Origin of the sequence: Streptomyces sp. WMMB 714 (assembly GCF_900090125.1) — a bacterium.
GTDB lineage: Bacteria > Actinomycetota > Actinomycetes > Streptomycetales > Streptomycetaceae > Streptomyces > Streptomyces daqingensis.
The window spans coordinates 223,335-243,853 of record NZ_FMHJ01000010.1; the positions used below are offsets into that span (position 1 = coordinate 223,335).

Here is a 20,519-nt window from a genome sequence, read left to right on the forward strand (position 1 = left end):
CGCCCGTGTTCACCACCCGACCCACCCTCCAAGGCACCTTCGGCATGGCCTCCTCCACCCACTGGATCGCCTCGCAGACGGCGATGGCCGTACTCGAGGACGGCGGCAACGCCTACGACGCCGCCGTCGCCGCGGGCTTCGTCCTCCAGGTCGTCGAGCCGCATCTGAACGGTCCCGCCGGTGAGGTGCCGCTCATCGTCGCTCCCGCCGAGGGTCCCGTGCGGGTGCTGTGCGGGCAGGGCGTCGCACCGGGCGGCGCGACCATCGGGCACTACAGGTCCCTCGGTCTCGAACTCGTCCCCGGCACGGGCCCGCTGGCCGCCGCGGTCCCCGGCGCGTTCGACGCCTGGATGACGCTGCTGCGCGACCACGGCACCCTCTCCCTGGAGAGGGTCCTGGACTACGCGATCGGCTACGCGGAACGCGGCCACCCCGCCGTCGAACGCGTCGGCGAGACGGTGGAGACCGTGCGGGAGCTCTTCGAGACGGAATGGACGACCTCGGCGGCCCTCTACCTGCCCGGCGGACGTCCGCCCGCTCCGGGCCGCCTGCTGAGGAACCCGGCGCTCGCGGCCACCTGGCGCCGCCTGCTCGCCGAAGCGGCGGCGGCCGGCCCCGGCCGCGAGCAGCGCATCGAGGCCGCCCGCCGCGTGTGGCGTGAGGGCTTCGTCGCCGAAGCGCTGCTGGCCGCCTCCGCACGCCCCACCACGGACACCTCGGGCGAGCGGCACACCGGGACCCTCACGGGGGACGACCTGGCGGGCTGGGAGGCCACGTACGAGGACCCCGTCACCTACGAGTGGAACGGCTGGACCGTCTGCAAGGCCGCCGCCTGGTCGCAGGGCCCGAGCATGCTGCAGCAGCTCGCGCTGCTGCCCGGACTGACCGCCTCCGACGTCGAGTTCGGCGACGGTTCCGGCGAGGACGGCGCGGCGGGCGGCGGCTTCCGCGACCCCGCGTTCGTCCACCGCCTCATCGAGGGCACGAAGCTCGCCATGGCCGACCGGGAGGCGTGGTACGGCGACGCGGAGGGCGCCGGCTCCGTCCCCGTGGAGACGCTGCTCTCGGACGGCTACAACGAAGGCCGCCGCGCCCTGGTCGGCGACACCGCGTCCCGTGAGCTGCGGCCCGGCAGCCCCGGCGGACGGTCGCCGCGTCTCGCGGCGCACGCCGCCGAGGTCGCACGGGGCCGCGACGCCTTCCGGATGGCGGGCGGGCCGGGCGGCGCCGGCGCGGCGGGAGCGGGCGAGCCGACGGTCGCCAGGGACGGCGCGACCCGCGGCGACACCTGCCACCTCGACGTCGTCGACCGGTGGGGCAACATGGTCAGCGCCACCCCCAGCGGCGGCTGGCTGCACTCCAACCCCGTCATACCCGAACTGGGCTTCCCGCTCGGCACCCGGCTCCAGATGACGTGGCTGGAGCCCGGCCTGCCCAACTCGCTCACCCCCGGCCGCCGCCCCCGCACCACCCTGACGCCCTCCCTCGCCCTGCGCGGCGGCGTCCCCGTGCTCGCCTTCGGCACCCCCGGAGGGGACCAGCAGGACCAGTGGCAGACGCACTTCTTCCTCGCCGCCGCGCTGCGCCCCCGCGTGCGCGGCGGGCTCGACCTCCAGGGAGCCGTGGACGCCCCCAACTGGCACACCGAGAGCTTCCCCGGCTCGTTCTTCCCGCGCGCGATGCGGCCGGGCAGCGTCACCGTGGAGTCCCGCGCCGGACGCCGGATGACCGACGGCCTCAGGGCGCGCGGACACGACGTCGAGGAGGGACCCGCATGGTCGGAGGGCAGGCTGTGCGCCGTGGCGCGCGATCCGGAGACGGGCGTACTGAGCGCCGCCGCGAACCCGCGCGGCATGCAGGGCTACGCGGTGGGCCGGTGACGCCCGTGCCCGGTACCACTCCCACACCCGCGGCACCGGCGACGGCACCGCACGTGCTTCCATTGAGCGCATGATCGACGATGAGCTGGCCGCAGCGGTCGAAGGAGCCATCCGGCGGACGGTCGCCGAGGAGGTGATGCCGCGGTGGCGGCAGCTCTCCGACGACGACGTGGTGCAGAAGAGCGGCCCGCACGACCTCGTCACCGTCGCCGACCAGCGCGCCGAGGAGAGCCTCAGCCGCACGCTGGCGGCGCTGCTCCCCGGCTCCGTCGTCGTCGGCGAGGAGGCGGTGCACGCCAAGCCCGCCGTCTACGAGGCGCTCCACGGCGAGGCCCCCGTCTGGATCGTCGACCCCATCGACGGCACGCGGCAGTTCGTCCGCGGGCACGAGGGCTTCTGCACCCTCGTCGCCCTGGCCCGCTACGGCGAGATCCTCGCCTCGTGGACGTACGTCCCCGTGCCCGGCGAGATGGCCGTCGCCCGGCACAGGGGAGGCGCGCTGCTCAACGGCGAGGCCCTCGTCGCCGGGCGCCCCGAGGACGGCAGGACCCTCGAAGTGGCCACCTCCCACCCGGACTTCACCACGGAGGCGCAGAAGCACGCGCTGCTCGGGCTGCGCACCGAAGGCGTCTCACCGCGCCCCTGCGGCTCGGCGGGAGTGGAGTACCTGAGCGTCGCCCGCGGCACGCTCGACGCCGTCGCCTTCAGCTGGGAGGCGGCGTGGGACCACGCCGCGGGGCTGCTGCTCGTCTCCGAGGCCGGAGGCGCCAACTCCACGCTCGACGGGGAGCCGTTCCGGCTCGCGGGCGGCAACGCTCTTCCCTTCACCGCGGCGCGGGACGCGGGCACCGCGCGGCGTATGGTGGGGCTGCTGCGCGCCGGCAGCTGACCGTCGGCGACCGACCTCAAAGGCGAGGGGAGAGCCGCCAGTGCCATCGATCCGTGACGCGGTCGTCGTCGGAGCCGGACCCAACGGACTGACCGCGGCGGTCGAACTCGCCCGCCGCGGCTTCTCCGTCGAGGTGTTCGAGGCCAGGGACACCGTCGGCGGCGGGGCGCGCACCGAGGAGCTCACCCTCCCCGGCTTCCGGCACGACCCCTGCTCGGCGGTCCACCCCACCGGCGCCAACTCGCCCGCCTTCAACCGGATGCCGCTGCACGAGTACGGGCTGGAGTGGCTCCACCCCGAGCTGTGCCTGGCCAACCCCTTCCCCGACGGCACGTCGGCCGTGCTCTCCCGCTCGGTCACCGAGACGGCGCTGTCGCTCGGGCCGCGGGACGCCGGCACCTACCGCCGGATGGTGGAGCCCTTCCTCGAACGGTGGGAGGAGCTGGCCGAGGACTTCATGGGCATGGGCTCCTGGTTCAACGGCCGCCTCCCCCGGAACCCGGTGCTGCTCGCGCGGTTCGGGCTGCAGGCGCTCCAGCCGATCAGCTGGCTCAACCGGCGCTTCCGGGACGAGAAGGCGCGGGCCCTGATGGCGGGAATGGGCGCGCACGTCATCGCGCCGTTCAGCACACCCGGCGTGAGCGGTGCGGCTCTGTGCTTCGCCCTCTCCGCGCACGGGCAGGGCTGGCCCCTCGCACGCGGCGGCTCCCAGGCCGTCTCCGACGCGCTCGCCGGGTACCTGCGCGCGAACGGCGGCGTGATCCACACGGGCACCGAGGTCAAGCGCCTCGACGAACTGCCGCCCGCCAGGGCCTACATCTTCGACACCTCGCCGAGGGCGCTGACCCGGATCGCCGGCCTGGGCAACGCCTATGACGGCTTCCGCTACGGCGCGAGCGTCTTCAAGATCGACTACGCGCTGGACGGCCCGGTGCCCTGGACGTCACCGGAGGCACGCCGCGCGGGCGCCGTGCACATCGGGCCGACGGCCGGGGCGATGGGCACGGCCCTCAAGGACGCCGTCTCCGGGCGGGCCCCCGAGCGGCCGTTCCTGATCACCGCGCAGCCCACCCTCGTCGATCCGGGCCGCGCCCCCGAGGGCAAGCACGTCTTCTGGGCGTACGGCCACGTCCCGAACGGCTGGGAAGGCGACGCGACGGACGCCGTGGAGCGCCAACTGGAGCGGTTCGCACCGGGATTCCGCGATCTGGTGCTGGCGCGCGCCACGGCCGGCCCGCCCCAGCTCGCCGCCCGCAACGCCAACTACGTCGGCGGCGACTTCGCGGCGGGCGCCGTCGACGGCCTGCAGTTCCTGATCCGCCCGAAGCTGACGACGCTCCCGTACGGCACGGCGCACCCGGCGGTGTTCATCTGCTCGTCCTCCACGCCGCCCGGCCCGGGAGTGCACGGCATGTCCGGCCACCACGCGGCACGCGCCGTCTGGCGGCGGCTGCGCCGGCAGGACTGACGGGCCCCGCCCGTCCTGCGGGGTCCGGCGGGCCCCGCCCGGAGCCGCGCACCGGCCGGCGCTGGCGGGCGGCGGATTCGCGGCAGTTGACGTTTGCACGGCCCATGGTGGGCAGGGGTCACAGCCGGATAGGGTCGCCTCGGCGCGACTGCCTGTTCGAAAGCGAAAGAGACCCAGGGGCAGAAAATGACGACGACGGCGCGCGTACTGATCGCCGCGGACAAGTTCAAGGGCTCACTGACGGCCGTCGAGGTCGCTGAGCGCATCACAGCCGGGATCAGGCGGGTCCGCCCGGAGACGAGCGTGGAGTCGCTGCCCGTCGCCGACGGCGGCGACGGCACCGTGGCCGCGGCGGTCGCGGCCGGCTTCGAGCGGCACGAGGTGGAGGTGACCGGCCCGCTCGGCGCGCCGGTCACCGCCGCGTTCGCTCTGCGCGGCGACACCGCCGTGGTCGAGATGGCCGAGGCGTCCGGCCTCCAGCTCATGCCGCCCACCGTGTACGCGCCGCTGACGGCCACCACGCGCGGCACCGGCGAACTGCTGCTCGCCGCTGTCGACGCGGGGGCCCGTACCGTCGTCCTCGGCGTCGGCGGATCCGCCACGACGGACGGCGGAGCCGGCATGCTCGAAGCGCTCGGCGCCCGCTTCCTCGACGAGGACGGCGACCAGATCCCCCACGGGGGAGGGCCGCTGGTGGAGATGGTCTCGGCGGACCTGTCCGGCGTCGACGAGCGGTTCGCCGACATCGAGGTCGTCCTCGCGAGCGACGTCGACAACCCCCTGACAGGGCCGAAGGGCGCCGCCTCCGTCTACGGCCCGCAGAAGGGCGCCGGGGAGCAGGACGTGAACGTCCTCGACGCGGCACTCACCCACTTCGTGAAGGTCATGGGCGAGTCGGTCGGCCCGAGGGCGGCCGAGACGGCCGACGCCCCCGGCGCCGGAGCGGCGGGCGGCATCGGCTACGGCGCGCTCGTCGGCCTCAACGCGACGTTCCGTCCCGGCATCGACGTGCTCCTCGAGGTGCTCGGCTTCGCCTCGGCCCTGGAGCGCGCGGACCTCGTCGTCACGGGGGAGGGGTCGCTGGACGCCCAGACGCTGCACGGCAAGGCCCCGGCAGGGGTCGCCGCGGCGGCGCGCAAGCAGGGCAAGCCCGTGCTGGGCGTGTGCGGGCAGCTGAAGCTGGACGGCAAGGCCCTCAAGGGCGCCGGGTTCGAGCGCGTCTACGCCCTGACGGACGTGGAGAAGGACACCGGGCGCTGCATGTCCGAGGCGGGCCCCCTGCTGGAGAAGCTGGCCGAGCGCCTGGCGGAGGAACGCCTCTGACCGCGGGCCGGACGGTTCGACCCGGCTGTCCGGCCCTCCGGCCCTCCGGCTGTCCGGCGCCGTGTGCGGGGGACGGCGCCCCGTCATCACATGAGAGGGCCCGGCCGCGGAATGCGGCCGGGCCCTCTCATGCGCGGTTTTCTGCTCGGCGTCAGCCCTGCGCTGCTGTGCGCGCCTCGCGGCGGTTGTCGCGGAAGGTGTGCACGCGGCGTGCCGTCGCGAACAGCGGGATGACGGCGCCCAGTACGACCTGGAGCGCGCAGCCGGTCTGCATGAGCAGTTCGCCGCCCGGCGCGTCGAACGCCCAGGCCGCCAGCAGGCCCATGCTCGCCATGATCCACGCGAGCATCGCCACCGCGAGCCGTCCGCGCGGCTTGGGGTACTCGACGCGGCTCACCATCAGCCACGCGACGCCCATGATGGCCAGCAGCGTCGGCACGAACGGCAGCTCCAGCAGGACGATCGACACGACCGTCAGGGCGCCGAACGGCCCCGGCATGCCCTGGAACATCCCGTCCCGCATGGGCACGCACGAGAACCGGGCAAGCCGCAGCACCACCGCCAGCAGCACCACGACCGCGGCGACGACGGAGACGTGCTGGTTCGCGTCGTTGGCGACCATGCCCCACGTGGCGACGAAGTAGGCGGGCGCCAGCCCGAAGCTGATGAGGTCGGAGAGGTTGTCCAGCTCCGCACCCATGGCCGAGCTGCGCAGCTTCCGCGCGACCAGCCCGTCGAAGAGATCGAAGACCGAGGCCAGCAGCATCAGCATCACGGCTGTCGCCGCGCTGTGCCGGGCCATGCCGCCGTCCTCGCTGCCCGTCAGATGCGGGATGAGGACGCCGGTGGTCGTGAAGTACACCGCCATGAAGCCGCAGGTGGCGTTGCCGAGGGTGAGGGTGTCCGCTATCGACAGCCGCGTCGACAGCGGCATCTCGTCGTCCTCTTCGGCCTCGGCGACCCAGGCGGCAGCCTGTGTGTCGGGATCAATCACGGTCAAGGCGAGTCACCCCCGCGGTAGTGGCCTGGCCGACCTCGACGCCGGCCTCGACCCCTTCAGGCAGGTAGACGTCGACCCGGGAGCCGAAGCGGATGAGTCCGATCCGGTCGCCCTGCTCGACCTTGCAGCCCTGCGGCACGTAGGGAACGATCCGGCGGGCCACGGCACCGGCGATCTGCACCATCTCCACGTCGCCGATCTCGGTGTCGAAGTGCCACACGACGCGCTCGTTGTTCTCGCTCTCCTTGTTGAAAGCGGGGACGTAGCCGCCGGGGATGTGCTCCACGGACGAGATGGTGCCCGCGAGCGGGGCGCGGTTGACGTGCACGTTCAAGGGGCTCATGAAGACGGCGACGCGGGTGCGGCCGTCGTGCCACGGCATGATGCTCTGCACCACACCGTCTGCGGGGGAGATCACACGGCCCTCGGCGATCTCACGCTCCGGGTCGCGGAAGAACCACAGCATGCCCGCCGCGAGTGCGGTCGCGGGCACGGCGACCGCGGCCGCTCTCTTGGAGCGGCGCGCCCGCAGAAGGCTGACGGCAGCGGTCGCGACTGTCGGCAGAAGCCACGGCGACGCTCCGCGCGCGATGCGGACTCGGCCGCTGGGTGCAGAGGATGGGCTGTGGGGCATGTATGACCTTCGTAGCGGAGGGAGCCGCGGCTGCAGAAGGGGGACGGCGGCTTTCCGGGATGGTATCGGTTACCGGTGGCAACTGGCCAAGCCAGTACGCCAGTCCGTCTCCGAATTCCCTGTGCGGGATGCCGTCCCGTGCGGCAGGAAGGCATCCCGAAAAGGGACATTCACCCCTGGAAGCGGTACTCCTCCAGCAGGCGGCGGCCTACGATCATTTTCTGGATCTCGGCAGTTCCTTCACCGATCAAGAGCATCGGCGCCTCGCGGTAGAGCCGCTCGATCTCGTACTCCTTCGAGAAACCGTACCCGCCGTGGATGCGAAATGCGTCCTCCACGACCTCCTTGCAGTACTCCGAGGCGAGGTATTTGGCCATTCCGGCCTCGAGGTCGTTGCGCTCACCGGCGTCCTTCTTGCGGGCCGCGCCGACCATCAGGGCGTGCGCTGCCTCCACCTTGGTGGCCATCTCGGCCAGCCGGAACTGGATGGCCTGGTGCTGCGCGATGGGCTTTCCGAAAGTGTGCCGTTGCTGTGCGTAGCCGATGCCCAGCTCGAACGCACGCTGCGCCACTCCGCAGCCACGCGCCGCGACGTTGACGCGGCCGACCTCGACGCCGTCCATCATTTGGTAGAAGCCGCGGCCGGTGGTACCGCCGAGCACCCGGTCCGCGGGGATCCTCAGGTCCTGCATGACGAGTTCGGTCGTGTCGACGCCCTTGTAGCCCATCTTCTCGATCTTGCCGGGGATCGTGAGACCGGGCCTGACCTCGCCGAATCCGGGCTCCTTCTCCACCAGGAACGTCGTCATCGACTTGTGGGGCGCCGTGCCCTCGGGGACGTCCTCGTCCGTACGGCACAGCACGGCGACGAGCGTGGAGGAACCGCCGTTCGTCAGCCACATCTTCTGGCCGTTGAGGACGAAGTCGCCGTCGGGGGAGTCCCCGTCGCGCACGCCCTTGGAGGTGATGGCCGCCACGTCGGAGCCGAGGCCCGGTTCCGACATCGAGAACGCGCCCCGGACCTCGCCGGTGGCCATCCTGGGCAGGAAGTGGTCCTTCTGCTCCTGGGTGCCGTGCTGCTTGAGCATGTACGCGACGATGAAGTGGGTGTTGATGATGCCCGAGACGCTCATCCACCCCCGGGCGATCTCCTCGACGCACAGCGCGTACGTGAGAAGGGACTCACCGAGCCCGCCGTACTCCTCGGGGATCATCAGCCCGAAGAGGCCGAGCTCCTTGAGCCCTTCGACGATCTCCGTGGGGTACTCGTCCCGGTGCTCCAGCTCGGTGGCGACCGGGAGGATCTCCTTGTCGACGAAGCTGCGGACGGTGGCGAGTATCTCCTGCTGGATCTCGGTGAGACCTTCGGTCTGGGCGAGGCGTCCCATCTCACTTCCCTCCCTTGTCCGGGGATTCACGCAGTTCGGGGCGGCCCGGCTGCTCCCCGCCGCGTGCCTCGATGTACGCCTCCGTGGGGACCATCACCTTGCGGCGGAAGACGCACACGAGCGTGCCGTCCTGGTTGTAGCCCTTGGTCTCGACGTGGACGACCCCGCGGTCGCTCTTGGACTTCGAGGGGGTCTTGTCGAGGACGGTCGTCTCCCCGTAGACCGTGTCGCCGTGGAAGGTCGGCGCGACGTGCTTGAGCGACGAGACCTCCAGGTTGGCGATGGCCTTCCCGGAGACGTCCGGAACGGACATGCCCAGGAGCAGCGAGTAGACGTAGTTGCCCACCACCACGTTCCGGCCGAAGTCGGTCGTGCTCTCCGCGTAGTTGGAGTCCATGTGGAGCGGGTGGTGGTTCATGGTGAGCAGGCAGAACAGGTGGTCGTCGTACTCGGTGACCGTCTTGCCCGGCCAGTGCTTGTAGACGTCCCCGACGGTGAACTCTTCGTAGGTGCGGCCGAACTGCATCCCGCTCACGCCTCCGGGGCTTCGAAGGACTTCGTGCGCGCCATGCCCGCGGCACGCCCCTTGCCCGCGATGACGAGCGCCATCTTCCGGCTCGCCTCGTCGATCATCTCGTCGCCGAGCATGGCGGAGCCCTTCTTGCCGCCCTTCTCGGACGTGAAGTACTCGTAGGCGTCGAGGATCATCTCCGCGTGGTCGTAGTCGTCCTGCGAGGGGGAGAAGATCTCGTTGGACGCCTCGACCTGGCTCGGGTGCAGCACCCACTTGCCGTCGAAGCCGATGGCCGCGGCACGGCCGGCCACCTCGCGGAAGCCGTCCAGGTTCTTGATCATCAGGTAGGGGCCGTCGATCGCCTGGAGGTCGTGGGTCCGGGCGGCCATGAGGATGCGCATGAGGATGTAGTGGTACGCGTCGGCGGGGTAGCCGGGCGGCTGCTCGCCCACGACAAGGGACTTCATGTTGATCGAGGCCATGAAGTCGGCCGGGCCGAAGACGATCGTCTCCATGCGCGGCGAGGCGGCCGCGATCTCGTCGACGTTCACCAGGCCCTTGGCGTTCTCGATCTGCGCCTCGATGCCGATGCGGCCGACCTCGAAGCCCATCGTCGTCTCGATCTGCGTGAGCAGCATGTCCAGGGCGTGCACCTGCTGGGCGTCCTGGACCTTCGGCAGCATGATGCAGTCGAGGTTGTGGCCGGCGCCCTCCACGACCGTGATGACGTCGCGGTAGGTCCAGTGCGTCGTCCAGTCGTTGACGCGCACGACGCGGGTCTTGCCGCTCCAGTCGCCCTCGTTGAGGAACTTCACGATCGTGTGCCGCGCCCCCTCCTTGGCCAGCGGGGCGCAGGCGTCCTCCAGGTCGAGGAAGACCTGGTCGGCCGGAAGGCCCTGCGCCTTCTCCAGGAAGCGGGGGTTGCTCCCGGGCACGGCGAGACAGGAGCGCCGCGGGCGGAGGCGGGAAGCCGGGGTGGCGTCCGGCGACGGGGCTGTCATGCGGGGACCTCCAGGGGGTCGAGCTTGTTCGCTGTGCGGATTTCGTTGACGATACGGCCGATGATCTCCGTGATCCCGAAGTCCTTCGGGGTGAAGACCGCGGCGACTCCGGCCGCGCGCAGGTCTGCCGCGTCGGCGGAGGGGATGATGCCGCCGACGATGACGGGGACGTCGTGCGCGCCCGCGTCGCGCAGGCGCTCCAGCACGTCCGGTACGAGTTCGGCGTGCGAGCCGGAGAGGATGGACAGGCCGACGCAGTGGACGTCCTCGGCGACGGCCGCCGCCGAGATCTGCTCCGGAGTGAGCCTGATGCCCTGGTAGATCACCTCGAAGCCCGCGTCGCGGGCCCGCACGGCGATCTGCTCGGCACCGTTGCTGTGCCCGTCCAGGCCGGGCTTGCCGACCAGCAACCGGAGCTTTCCGGCGCCCAGTTCGCGAGCCGTGTGCTCCACGCGGCGCCGCACGTCCGCGAGGGCGGAGCCCTCCTCGGACGGCACCGCCACGGGGGCGCTGCTCACGCCCGTCGGCGCACGGAACTCGCCGAAGACCTCGCGGAGCGCACCCGCCCATTCGCCGGTGGTGACACCGGCGCGGGCGCACTCCAGCGTGGCCTCCATGAGGTTGGCGTCGCCGGCCGCGGCGTCCTTGAGCCGCCGCAGCGCGTCGGCGGCGGACTCGCCGGGCGGGCACCGCCTCGCGTCGCGGACCTTGCGCCAGTGCCTGACGGCTTCGGTGACCTGGGCCTCCGTGGCCGGGTCGACCGTCTGGACGGCGGTGTCCAGGTCGGCGGTGAGGGGGTTCGGCTCGGTCGACTCGTAGCAGTTGACGCCGACGATCTTCTCCTCGCCGGACTCGATGCGCCCGCGGCGCTCGGCGTGCGAGGAGACCAGCTGCGACTTCAGGTAGCCCGATTCGACCGCGGCCATCGCGCCGCCCAGCCGCTCGATGTTCTCCATCTCGGCGAGGGACGCCTCGACCAGCTCCGCGACCTTCCCCTCGATGACGGACGAGCCCGCGAAGATGTCGTCGTACTCCAGCAGGTCGCTCTCCAGGGCCAGTACCTGCTGGATGCGCAGCGACCACTGCTGGTCCCACGGCCGGGGCAGGCCCAGGGCCTCGTTCCAGGCGGGCAGTTGCACGGCACGGGCGCGGGCGTCCTTGGAGAGGGTCACCGCGAGCATCTCCAGCACGATGCGCTGGACGTTGTTCTCCGGCTGGGCCTCGGTCAGACCGAGGGAGTTGACCTGTACGCCGTAGCGGAACCGGCGCTGCCGGGGGTTCTCGATCCCGTACCGCTCCCGGGTGACGCGGTCCCAGAGGCGCGTGAAGGCGCGCATCTTGCACATCTCCTCGACGAAGCGGACGCCCGCGTTGACGAAGAACGAGATCCGTGCGACGACATCGCCCATCCGTTCGGGCGGCACCTGCCCTGAGTCGCGCACGGCGTCCAGCACGGCCACGGCCGTGCTCATGGCGTACGCGATCTCCTGGACGGGCGTGGCCCCGGCCTCCTGAAGGTGGTAGCTGCAGATGTTGATCGGGTTCCACTTGGGGATGTGGTTCACCGTGTAGGCGATCATGTCCGTCGTGAGCCGGAGCGAGGGCCCCGGCGGGAAGACGTGCGTGCCCCGCGAGAGGTACTCCTTGACGATGTCGTTCTGCGTCGTCCCCTGGAGCTTGGAGACGTCCGCGCCGTGCTCCTCCGCGACGACCTGGTAGAGCGCCAGCAGCCACATGGCCGTGGCGTTGATCGTCATGGACGTGTTCATCTGCTCCAGCGGGATGTCCTCGAACAGCCGCCGCATGTCGCCGACATGGGAGACCGGCACGCCGACGCGGCCGACCTCGCCGCGTGCCAGCACGTGGTCGGGGTCGTAGCCGGTCTGCGTGGGCAGGTCGAAGGCGACGGAGAGGCCCGTCTGGCCCTTCGCGAGGTTGCGCCGGTACAGCTCGTTGGACGCCTCAGCGGTGGAGTGCCCGGCATAGGTGCGCATGAGCCACGGCCGGTCCTTCCTGCCGGGCCCGCCGCGCCCCGCGGGCGCGGCGGGTGCGGCGCGTTCCCCTGCGTTCGTCATGACGGGTCACGCCGCCTTGCCGGTGGTGCGGTGGCCCTGCCCCGCTTCGGCGTCCCGGAAGAGGTTGATGGCGTCGAGGTGCTTGGCGCGTTTCGCCTCGTCGCGGACGCCGAGTCCCTCTTCGGGGGCCAGCGCGAGGACGCCGACCTTGCCCTGGTGGAGGTTGCGGTGCACGTCGTACGCGGCCTGGCCGGTCTCCTCCAGGCTGTACGTCTTCGACAGCGTGGGGTGGATCTTGCCCTTGGCGATGAGGCGGTTGGCCTCCCACGCTTCGCGGTAGTTGGCGAAGTGGGAGCCGACGATGCGCTTGAGCGACATCCACAGGTACCGGTTGTCGTAGCTGTGCTCGTAGCCGGAGGTGGAGGCGCAGGTGACGATGGTGCCGCCCTTGCGGGTGACGTAGACGCTGGCGCCGAAGGTCTCGCGGCCGGGGTGTTCGAAGACGATGTCGACGTCCTCGCCGCCGGTGAGTTCGCGGATGCGCTTTCCGAAGCGCTTCCACTCCCGCGGGTCCTGGTGGTGCTCGTCCTTCCAGAAGCGGTAGTCCTCGGCGTTGCGGTCGATGATCGCTTCTGCGCCCATGCGGCGGCAGATGTCGGCCTTGGCGTCGCTGGAGACGACGCAGATGGGGTTGGCGCCTCCCGCGAGCGCGAACTGGGTGGCGTAGGAGCCCAGTCCGCCGCTGGCACCCCAGATGAGGACGTTGTCGCCCTGCTTCATGCCGGCGCCGTTGCGGGAGACGAGCTGCCGGTAGGCGGTGGAGTTGACCAGGCCGGGGGCGGCGGCCTCCTCCCAGCTGAGGTGGTCGGGCTTGGGCATGAGCTGGTTGGACTTGACCAGCGCGATCTCCGCCAGGCCGCCGAAGTTGGTCTCGAAGCCCCAGATGCGCTGTTCGGGGTCGAGCATGGTGTCGTCGTGTCCGTCGGCTGATTCCAGTTCGACGGAGAGGCAGTGCGCGACGACCTCGTCGCCGGGCTTCCAGGAGTTCACGCCCGCGCCGGTGCGCAGGACGACACCGGACAGGTCGGAGCCGATGACGTGGTACGGCAGGTCGTGGCGCTTGGTCAGCGGTGAGAGCCGTCCGTAGCGCTCCAGGAACCCGAACGTCGACATCGGCTCGAACAGCGAGGTCCACACCGAGTTGTAGTTGACGGAGGACGCCATCACGGCCACCAGGGCCTCCCCGGGCCCCAGTTCGGGCACGGGCACCTCGTCGAGGTGGAGCGACTTGCGCGGGTCCTTCTCCCGGGAGGAGAGGCCGTCGAACATCCCGGCTTCGTCCTTGTGGACGGTCACCCCGCGGTACGACTCGGGGAGGGGCAGCTCGGCGAAGTCTTCGGGCTTTGTGTCTGACGCGAGGATCGCGTCGAGGATCTTGTTCACGGTATTGCCTCCGGCGAAGCGCGAGGAAGGAGACGCTTGAGGGTCGTCGGGTTTGAGGCAGAGCCGTCGGTTCGGCGGGTTTGTTGCTGTCGGCAGCGCTGGTGAGCGCGGGGTCGCCTGTGACGCAGGCGTCCGGGCACACGGCTGTGGTGCCGTCGGGACAGCGCCCGGACTCGCACCAAGGTATGACACCCAGTGCCAGCACACAAGACACTGCGTGCCAAAAATTCCTCTCATCTGTCACCGGTGCCCGCACGCATGAGCACGCGGTCGCTGCCCGCGCACCGGAGGGAGTGCGGGCAACGGCGGGTGAAGGAGGCCCGCCGGGTCAACTCCCCGCGGCGCGGGGGGAGTCGGGCATGCCGGACGGAGGTGCGGCATACGCGCCGGCGGCCGGAACGCCTGGGGCGGAACGCGCGGACCGGTGTGAACAGGCCAATCTGAGAGGAGTGCCGCAGAACGCCGCCCGGTGCCGTGGACGGCTCCGGAGAGTCAGGTGCGCAGTGCCCGCTCGATCGTGTCCATGATCTCGCCGAGAGGGGCGTCCGTACGCGCGACCGTGACCAGGACCTCGTCCTGCCGGACCGTTTCGGCTCCCGCCGCGCTCCTCGAGCCCAGGCCGCCCGGACCCGAAGTCTCCGGCGCGGACAGCCTGTTGGCCCCGAACCCCGTGCCGAAGGTCTTCCGCACGATCGCGAACGCGTGGTCCAGCTGCGCCTCGACGTCCCCCACCCCGCCGTTGCGCAGCCAGCGCCGCAGCACGTGGTTGTGCGCCGTGACGACCGCGGACGCGGCGACCTCCGCGAGCAGCGGTTCGTCGAAGTCGCTCACGCCGTCGCGGTGCGCCGCCTCGTCGAAGTGGCCGAGGAGGTAGCGCGTGAACAGCCGCTCGTAGCGCGCGACGGACGCGATCTCCCGCTCGCGCAGCGCGGGGACCTCGCGGGTGAGCTTGTACCGCTCGACGCTGCCCTTGGGCGAGGCCGCGTACATCCGCATGACCTCTTTGATGCCCCGGCAGACGGTGTCCAGCGGGTTCTCGTGCGCCGGCGCGGCCTCCAGCACGGCCTGGGCCCTGACGAGGGTGTCGTCGTGGTCGGGGAAGATCGCCTCTTCCTTGGCCCGGAAGTGCCGGAAGAAGGTGCGCCTGGCGACGCCCGCCGTGGCGGCGATCTCGTCGACCGTGGTGGCCTCGTACCCCTTCGTCGCGAAGAGTTCCATCGCCGCGGCCGCCAACTCGCGGCGCATCCTGAGGCGCTGGGAGGACGCGGTGTGCGAACGGGAAGGCTTGGCCGAGTCTGACATGTGGGGAACGTTACACGCCGTGACGGACTCGGGGGGCGGGCTGCCGGAAGGCTCCAGCAGCCCGCCCCACCCCTCGCTCTGCCTCACCGGCGCTTCCGCTCCACCGGTGCCCTGTCCACGGGGGTTCTCACCGCCGCGCGTATTCGCGGAAGCCACGTCCCGTCTTGCGGCCCAGGCACCCCGCGGCCACCAGGTGTTCCAGCAGCGGCGCCGGCGCCAGGCCCGGATCGCGGAACTCCCGGTGCAGCACCTGCTCGATGGCGAGGGAGACGTCGAGCCCGACCACGTCGAGCAGTTCGAAGGGCCCCATGGGGTAGCCGCCGCCCAGCCGCATCGCGGCGTCGATGTCGTCGAGCGAGGCGTAGTGCTGCTCGACCATCTTCACCGCGTTGTTCAGGTACGGGAAGAGCAGGGCGTTGACGATGAATCCGGCGCGGTCGCCGCAGTCCACGGGGTGCTTGCGCACTGCCCGGGCCACCGCGCGCACGGTGGCGTGCGCCTCGTCCCCGGTGAGGACCGTGCGGACGACCTCGACGAGCTTCATCGCGGGCGCGGGATTGAAGAAGTGCATGCCGATGACGTCCTCGGGGCGCGAGGTGGCGCGTGCGCAGGCCACCACGGGCAGGGAGGACGTGGTCGTGGCCAGCACGGCGCCCGGCTTGCAGACGCCGTCCAGGGACGCGAAGAGCCGCCGCTTGACCTCCAGGTCCTCGGCCACCGCCTCGACCGCCAGGTCGACGCCGGACAGCGCGTCCAGAGAGCCGGCCGGAGTGATACGTGCGAGGGCTGCGTCCCGCGCCTCCTCGGTCATCCGGCCCTTCTTCACCGCACGGTCGAAGGAGGCCGCGATGCGGGCCTTCGCGCTCTGCGCCTTCTCCTCGCCGCGCGCCGCGAGGACCGTCTCGTAGCCGGCCTTGGCGAACACCTCGGCGATGCCGCTCGCCATGGTGCCGGAGCCCGCGACGCCCACCGAGGAGACGGGGCGCCCCTGCTCCGGCCCTGCGTCGGCGTCCGGCGTCTCGGCGTCGGCGAGGGTGACCGACGAGCCCGGCGCCTCGTAGGTGTAGAAGCCGCGGCCCGCCTTCTGGCCGGTCAGCCCCGCGTCGCTGAGCTGGCGCAGGATGGGGGCGGGGGCGTGCAGGCGGTCGTGGGAGTCGGCGTACATCGCGTCCAGGACGGTGCGTGCCGTGTCGATGCCGATGAGGTCGAGCAGCGCCAGCGGGCCCATGGGGAGGCCGCAGCCGAGGCGCATCGCGTCGTCGATGTCCTCCCGGCTCGCGTAGCAGGACTCGTACATCGCGGCCGCCTGGTTGAGGTAGCCGAACAGCAGGCCGTCGGCCACGAATCCGGGGCGGTCGCCCACCGCGACGGGCTCCTTGCCCAGATCGCGGGCCAGCCCGGTCACGGCGGTGACGGCCTCCGGCGAGGTGAGCACCGATGAGACGACCTCGACGAGCTTCATCTTCTTGGCGGGGTGGAAGAAGTGCAGGCCCAGCACCCGCTCGGGCCGGTCGGAGTCGGCCGCGAGCCGTGTGACGGACAGGGCGTTGGTCCCGGTCGCGAGGATCGTGTCCGGCTTCACGACGGTGTCGAGGGCGGCGAAGACCTGGCACTTGGTGTCGTAGTCCTCGGGCACCACCTCGATGACCAGGTCCGCCTCGGCGGCGGCACGCAGGTCGGAGAAGGTGCGGAACCGGGCGAGCGCGTCCCGCCGTTCGTCCTCGGTCATGCGCTCGCGCTGCACGGCGCGTGCGGTGGAGGCTTCGAAGGAGGCGACGGCGTGCCGGGCGGCGGCGTCGCTGATGTCGATGCCGACGACCTCACGGCCGGAACGGGCGAGCACGTCGGCGATGCCGGTGCCCATGGTGCCGAGGCCGACGACGGCGATGGTGTGCAGAGGCGGACGGTCCATCACGGGACTCCAGGGGTGACGACTGACGGTGAGGGTGGGCCGGCCGTCCGCCGGAACAGGTGAACTCCTCGGCGGGCACGGCCGGTTCAGCTGATGGCCGGTTCAGCTCGGTGCGCGGCATCGGCGCACGCGCTGGGAGAGCTGCGATGAGAGGATGAGCGAAGGCGGAACCAGCCCGGTCCCAGGGGCTGTTCCGTACTCAGCGGTGCTGCCCGGGCAGTGCCGCGGCGTACACCGCGGACCCGGACCCCCGCCGAACCGACTCGAACTCCGGCGGCTGCGTCACCAGGCCGCCTGAGCGGGGGTGCCGCTCTGACGAGCAGCTTAACTCGTGGGTAACCAATGCGCCAGGGGTATGGCACTTCCAGGGCTGTGGGACGGACCACGTGGGGGAGGGAGCGCGGAAGTGGGCGACGCATTCCGTTCGTTGACCGATCGCGTACGGGCCGAGGCGGACCCGGCGGAGTACGAGCGACTCGTACGGCTCGCGAAGGAGGGCACACCGGCGGCGCGCGACGAACTCGCAGCCGTCCTCGCGGAGAGCCAACGTCCGCTGTGGGCGCGGGAGGTGGCGGCGTTCGCCCTCGGCACGGCCGGGGACCGGCGTGCCTTCGAGACGCTGATCTTCATGCTGAACTACCGCGACCCCGTGCGCTGCGCCACCGCCGCCCACGCCCTGGCGCGCCTGCGCGACCCCCGGACAGCCCGCGCCGCGGCGGCGCTCGCGACGAACGAACTGCGCACCGGATACGCCCTGCACGCCGTACGGCTGCTCACCGCGTTACGCGCCCCTGAGTCGGTCCCCACGCTGATCTCCGTCCTGCAGCGCCTGCTGATGGGGCCGGTGCACTACTGGCCGATCGCCGAGGCGTGCGTCCAGGGGCTCGGCGCGCTCGGCGACCGGCGCGCGGTGGCCGTTCTGGGGGCCGCCGCCGAACACCACCGCCTGTCCCCCTCGGCGAAGGCGGCCCTGGCCCGGATACCCGCGACACCCCGCCGGGCCCGCAAGCGCTCGGTCAGACCGCACCCTTGAGCAGCGGCCGGGCGTAGCGCACCACGGTGACGCGCGTCCCCGCCACGCCGTCCAGGCTCTCCGCGTCCCCGGAGGTGTCGCGGGTGAAGCCTGCCCGTTCGTAGAAGCGGCGCGCCCTGGCGTTGCCGTCGATGACCCACAGCAGGATCCGGGCAGCGCCCGAGGCGGCGGCCCGCGCGAGGCAGGCACCCGCCAGCAGCCGGCCGACCCCGGTGCCGACGACCTCGGGGCGCACGTAGAGCGCGTACAGCTCGGCGTCGTCCGACGACCCTCCCCGCGCGTGGGGCCCCCTCGGGGCGGTACGGGCCGAGGGCCGCCCAGCCGGCGATGCCGCCGTCTTCCGCCTCCGCGACGAGGTTCACGACGGTGCCGTCCGCGGCGGCGAACATGCGCCGCCGTGCCGCCGCGTCCTCCGCGACGGACATGGACGACAGGTACGCGGCGGGCAGCAGCCCGGCCGCCTCTCACCCCCCTTTTCCCGGTGGCGGCTCTCCGCGGCGCCCCGCCGGCACCGCGGGTGATCGGCCCGGTGGCGGAATCCGGACAGAAGGTGTCGTGTTTCCAGGTGACGATGTGCGTATGACTCTCAGCTGGGCGGACTTCCACGCCGCCGAACCCGAATTCGCCGACGCCGTCCGGGAACGCTTCGGACGCTTCCGCCACCACGTCCTCGCGACGCTCCGCGCCGACGGATCGCCGAGGCTGACGGGCCTGGAGGGGGACTTCCGCACCGATGAGCTGTGGCTGGGGATGATGTACGGCTCGCTCAAGGCGCGGGATCTGCGCCGCGATCCGCGCTTCTCCCTGTACGCCAATCCCGGCCCGGGCAGCGACATGGCGGGCGGCGACGTGCGGGTCTCCGGCCGCGCCGTGGAGGTCACGGACCCGGGCGGGCTGGCACGTTACGCGGCCGGGTCGCCCGAGGGCGGCACACCCGGGCGCTTCCACCTCTTCCGCGCGGAGGTGGCGGAGGCCGTGCGCATCCATGTGGAGGACCCGTACATCATCTTCGAGGTCTGGCACCCGGGGAGGCGGCTGCGCACGGTCCGGCGGAGGGACGAGGACAGCACCCTGTACGAGGACGCCTGAGCCGTACGTGGCGGCTGTGACCGGTACGAGGCGTCCGGTCACAGCCGCCACGTCGGCGTGATCGCGAACGCCTCGACCTCCAGGTAGAGCTCGGGGTGCACGAGCGAGTAGACCTGCACGGCGGTGCAGGCGGGCGGCCTGTCGGGGTTGATGCAGGCGTCGCGCGCCTCCCGTACGGCGGGCATGACGCGCATGTCGGTGACGAAGAAGGTGAACTTCACGACGTCGTCGAAGGTGGCGCCGGCCTCGTTGAGGCAGCGGCGTACGTTCGCGAAGACCTGCCGGGCCTGTGCCATCGGGTCGTTGAGCCCGACGACCTCGCCGTTCTCATCGAGCGAGAGCTGTCCGGAGACGGCGACGAAGCGGCCCTCCCCCCAGACGACGTGGCTGTAGCCGTACGCAGGTGCGATGCCGGCCGGGGTCTTGATGTGCGTGAGTTCGGGCATGACGCGGATGCTGGTTCATAAAGATCGTCGGCGCCACCGCTTTGTGAAGTTCCTGTGGTCCGGTTTTCACAGCAGCGTCAACTGGGTGCACTCCGGCGGCTCGGGCTCCGGTTCCCGGTCGGGGTGGACCTCGACGCGGCGGTGCCTGCCGGGTGCGCTGGGGCCGATGCCGTACTCCGCGGCCAGTTCGTGCACCTGGCGGGTGATGCGGCGCTGGTACCACTTCGGCGCGTAGGCGCTGTTCTCGTACAGCGCCTCGTAGTGGCGGACGAGGTGCGGGTGGTGCCGGGCGAGCCAGCTCATGTACCACTCCCGCGCGCCCGGGCGCAGGTGCAGGGCGAGCGGGGTCACGGAGGTGGCGCCCGCGGCGGCTATCGCGCGGACAGTGGTGCGGAGTTGGGCCGGGGAGTCCCCGAGGAAGGGGATGACGGGAGCCATCAGGACGCCGCACGGGATGCCCTGCCCGCTGAGCGTGCGCACGACGTCGAGACGGCGGTCCGGGGCGGGGGTCCCGGGTTCGACGGTGCGCCACAGCTCCTCGTCGGTGAAGCCGACGGAGACCGAGATCCCCACGTCCGTGACGGCGGCGGCCGAGCGCAGCAGGTCGAGGTCGCGGAGGATGAGCGTGCCCTTGGTGAGGATGGAGAAGGGGTTGGCGTAGTCGCGCAGCGCGGTGATGATCCCCGGCATCAGGCGGTAGCGGCCCTCGGCGCGCTGGTAGCAGTCGACGTTGGTGCCCATCGCGATGTGCTCGCCCTGCCAGCGGGGTGCGCCCAGTTCGCGGCGGAGCAGGTCCGGGGCGTTGACCTTCACGACGATCTGCGAGTCGAAGCCTGCCCCGGTGTCGAGGTCGAGGTACCGGTGGGTTCCGCGTGCGAAGCAGTACACGCACGCGTGCGAGCAGCCCCGGTACGGGTTGACGGTCCATTCGAACGGCATGCGCGACGCCCCGGGCACCCGGTTGACGATTGAGCGGGCGCGCACCTCGTGGAAGGTGATGCCCCGGAACTCAGGGGTGTCGAACTGCCTCGTGACCACGTCGGTGCCGAAGAGGGCGGGAGACTCCGCCGCCGACCCGTCGCCGCTCAGGTTCTCCCAGCGCATGGACCCTCCTCGCGTGCCGCCTTGCTGTCCGTACCTAGAATAGAACATCTGTTCCCCATCGCTCTGTCAAGCCGATTT

The 20,519-nt window shown here is 71.5% G+C and carries 18 protein-coding genes; 6 read left to right on the plus strand and 12 right to left on the minus strand.

All coding sequences use genetic code 11. The annotated features are described in order from the left end of the window. Nucleotides 1-5: 5 nt before the first annotated feature. The 4 genes from H181DRAFT_RS19520 to H181DRAFT_RS19535 all read left to right on the plus strand — a co-directional run bounded on the left by H181DRAFT_RS19520 (nt 6) and on the right by H181DRAFT_RS19535 (nt 5,560). Nucleotides 6-1,880: a gamma-glutamyltransferase family protein gene (locus H181DRAFT_RS19520; RefSeq protein ID WP_045865892.1), complete on the plus strand. Its 1,875-nt coding sequence runs from the start codon at nt 6-8 to the stop codon at nt 1,878-1,880. A 70-nt stretch (nt 1,881-1,950) separates the two neighbouring features. After that, complete coding sequence (locus H181DRAFT_RS19525) at nt 1,951-2,769, plus strand: inositol monophosphatase family protein (RefSeq protein WP_045865821.1); 819 nt, start codon at nt 1,951-1,953, stop codon at nt 2,767-2,769. 40 nt (nt 2,770-2,809) lie between these two features. Then, nucleotides 2,810-4,237: a phytoene desaturase family protein gene (locus tag H181DRAFT_RS19530; RefSeq protein ID WP_045865822.1), complete on the plus strand. Its 1,428-nt coding sequence runs from the start codon at nt 2,810-2,812 to the stop codon at nt 4,235-4,237. 186 nt (nt 4,238-4,423) lie between these two features. Then, a complete protein-coding gene (locus H181DRAFT_RS19535; RefSeq protein ID WP_045865823.1) occupies nt 4,424-5,560 on the plus strand; it encodes a glycerate kinase in 1,137 nt (378 codons plus the stop codon). A 151-nt stretch (nt 5,561-5,711) separates the two neighbouring features. Here H181DRAFT_RS19535 and pssA read toward each other — a convergent pair whose 3' ends face one another. From pssA to H181DRAFT_RS19580, 9 genes are all read right to left on the minus strand, one after another. Next, entirely contained in the window at nt 5,712-6,560 is an 849-nt protein-coding gene (gene pssA, locus H181DRAFT_RS19540; RefSeq protein ID WP_045865824.1) for a CDP-diacylglycerol--serine O-phosphatidyltransferase, read from the minus strand. Then, nucleotides 6,547-7,194 carry a phosphatidylserine decarboxylase gene (locus H181DRAFT_RS19545; RefSeq protein WP_045865825.1) on the minus strand — a complete coding sequence of 216 codons (648 nt, stop codon included), beginning with the start codon at nt 7,192-7,194 and terminating at the stop codon, nt 6,547-6,549. The genes pssA and H181DRAFT_RS19545 overlap by 14 nt, the downstream gene beginning before the upstream one ends. Nucleotides 7,195-7,364: 170 nt before the next feature. Beyond that, complete coding sequence (locus H181DRAFT_RS19550; protein ID WP_045865826.1) at nt 7,365-8,582, minus strand: acyl-CoA dehydrogenase family protein; 1,218 nt, start codon at nt 8,580-8,582, stop codon at nt 7,365-7,367. 1 nt (nt 8,583) lies between these two features. Beyond that, the gene (locus H181DRAFT_RS19555) at nt 8,584-9,108 is read right to left on the minus strand and encodes a MaoC family dehydratase (RefSeq protein WP_045865827.1); all 525 of its coding nucleotides are present in this window, start codon (nt 9,106-9,108) and stop codon (nt 8,584-8,586) included. Nucleotides 9,109-9,113: 5 nt separating this feature from the next. Continuing rightward, complete coding sequence (locus H181DRAFT_RS19560; protein ID WP_045865828.1) at nt 9,114-10,097, minus strand: HpcH/HpaI aldolase/citrate lyase family protein; 984 nt, start codon at nt 10,095-10,097, stop codon at nt 9,114-9,116. Continuing rightward, complete coding sequence (locus tag H181DRAFT_RS19565) at nt 10,094-12,091, minus strand: protein meaA (RefSeq protein ID WP_045865893.1); 1,998 nt, start codon at nt 12,089-12,091, stop codon at nt 10,094-10,096. The genes H181DRAFT_RS19560 and H181DRAFT_RS19565 overlap by 4 nt, the downstream gene beginning before the upstream one ends. Nucleotides 12,092-12,178: 87 nt before the next feature. Continuing rightward, nucleotides 12,179-13,555, minus strand: coding sequence for a crotonyl-CoA carboxylase/reductase (ccrA, locus tag H181DRAFT_RS19570; protein ID WP_045865829.1), 1,377 nt, complete (start codon nt 13,553-13,555; stop codon nt 12,179-12,181). Nucleotides 13,556-14,047: 492 nt separating this feature from the next. Beyond that, nucleotides 14,048-14,857, minus strand: a complete 810-nt coding sequence (locus tag H181DRAFT_RS19575) for a TetR family transcriptional regulator (protein WP_199810835.1) — start codon at nt 14,855-14,857, stop codon at nt 14,048-14,050. 127 nt (nt 14,858-14,984) lie between these two features. Continuing rightward, nucleotides 14,985-16,769: a 3-hydroxyacyl-CoA dehydrogenase family protein gene (locus H181DRAFT_RS19580; RefSeq protein WP_045865830.1), complete on the minus strand. Its 1,785-nt coding sequence runs from the start codon at nt 16,767-16,769 to the stop codon at nt 14,985-14,987. A gap of 406 nt (nt 16,770-17,175) precedes the next feature. On the opposite strand from H181DRAFT_RS19580, the gene H181DRAFT_RS19585 reads away from it, so the two are divergent. Continuing rightward, entirely contained in the window at nt 17,176-17,802 is a 627-nt protein-coding gene (locus H181DRAFT_RS19585) for a HEAT repeat domain-containing protein (RefSeq protein WP_045865831.1), read from the plus strand. Here the strand turns inward: H181DRAFT_RS19585 and H181DRAFT_RS29215 are convergent. Then, nucleotides 17,786-18,037 (minus strand): GNAT family N-acetyltransferase, encoded by a 252-nt coding sequence (locus H181DRAFT_RS29215; protein WP_052708651.1) that lies wholly within the window; start codon nt 18,035-18,037, stop codon nt 17,786-17,788. The two genes, H181DRAFT_RS19585 and H181DRAFT_RS29215, sit on opposite strands and share 17 nt — an antisense overlap. A 344-nt stretch (nt 18,038-18,381) precedes the next feature. On the opposite strand from H181DRAFT_RS29215, the gene H181DRAFT_RS19595 reads away from it, so the two are divergent. Beyond that, on the plus strand, nt 18,382-18,891 hold the full coding sequence (locus H181DRAFT_RS19595; protein WP_045865832.1) for a pyridoxamine 5'-phosphate oxidase family protein: 510 nt from the start codon (nt 18,382-18,384) through the stop codon (nt 18,889-18,891). A gap of 38 nt (nt 18,892-18,929) precedes the next feature. Here the strand turns inward: H181DRAFT_RS19595 and H181DRAFT_RS19600 are convergent, their stop codons facing one another. Beyond that, entirely contained in the window at nt 18,930-19,337 is a 408-nt protein-coding gene (locus H181DRAFT_RS19600; RefSeq protein WP_045865833.1) for a RidA family protein, read from the minus strand. 66 nt (nt 19,338-19,403) lie between these two features. Further along, on the minus strand, nt 19,404-20,441 hold the full coding sequence (locus tag H181DRAFT_RS19605) for an Rv2578c family radical SAM protein (protein ID WP_045865834.1): 1,038 nt from the start codon (nt 20,439-20,441) through the stop codon (nt 19,404-19,406). Nucleotides 20,442-20,519 lie beyond the last annotated feature (78 nt).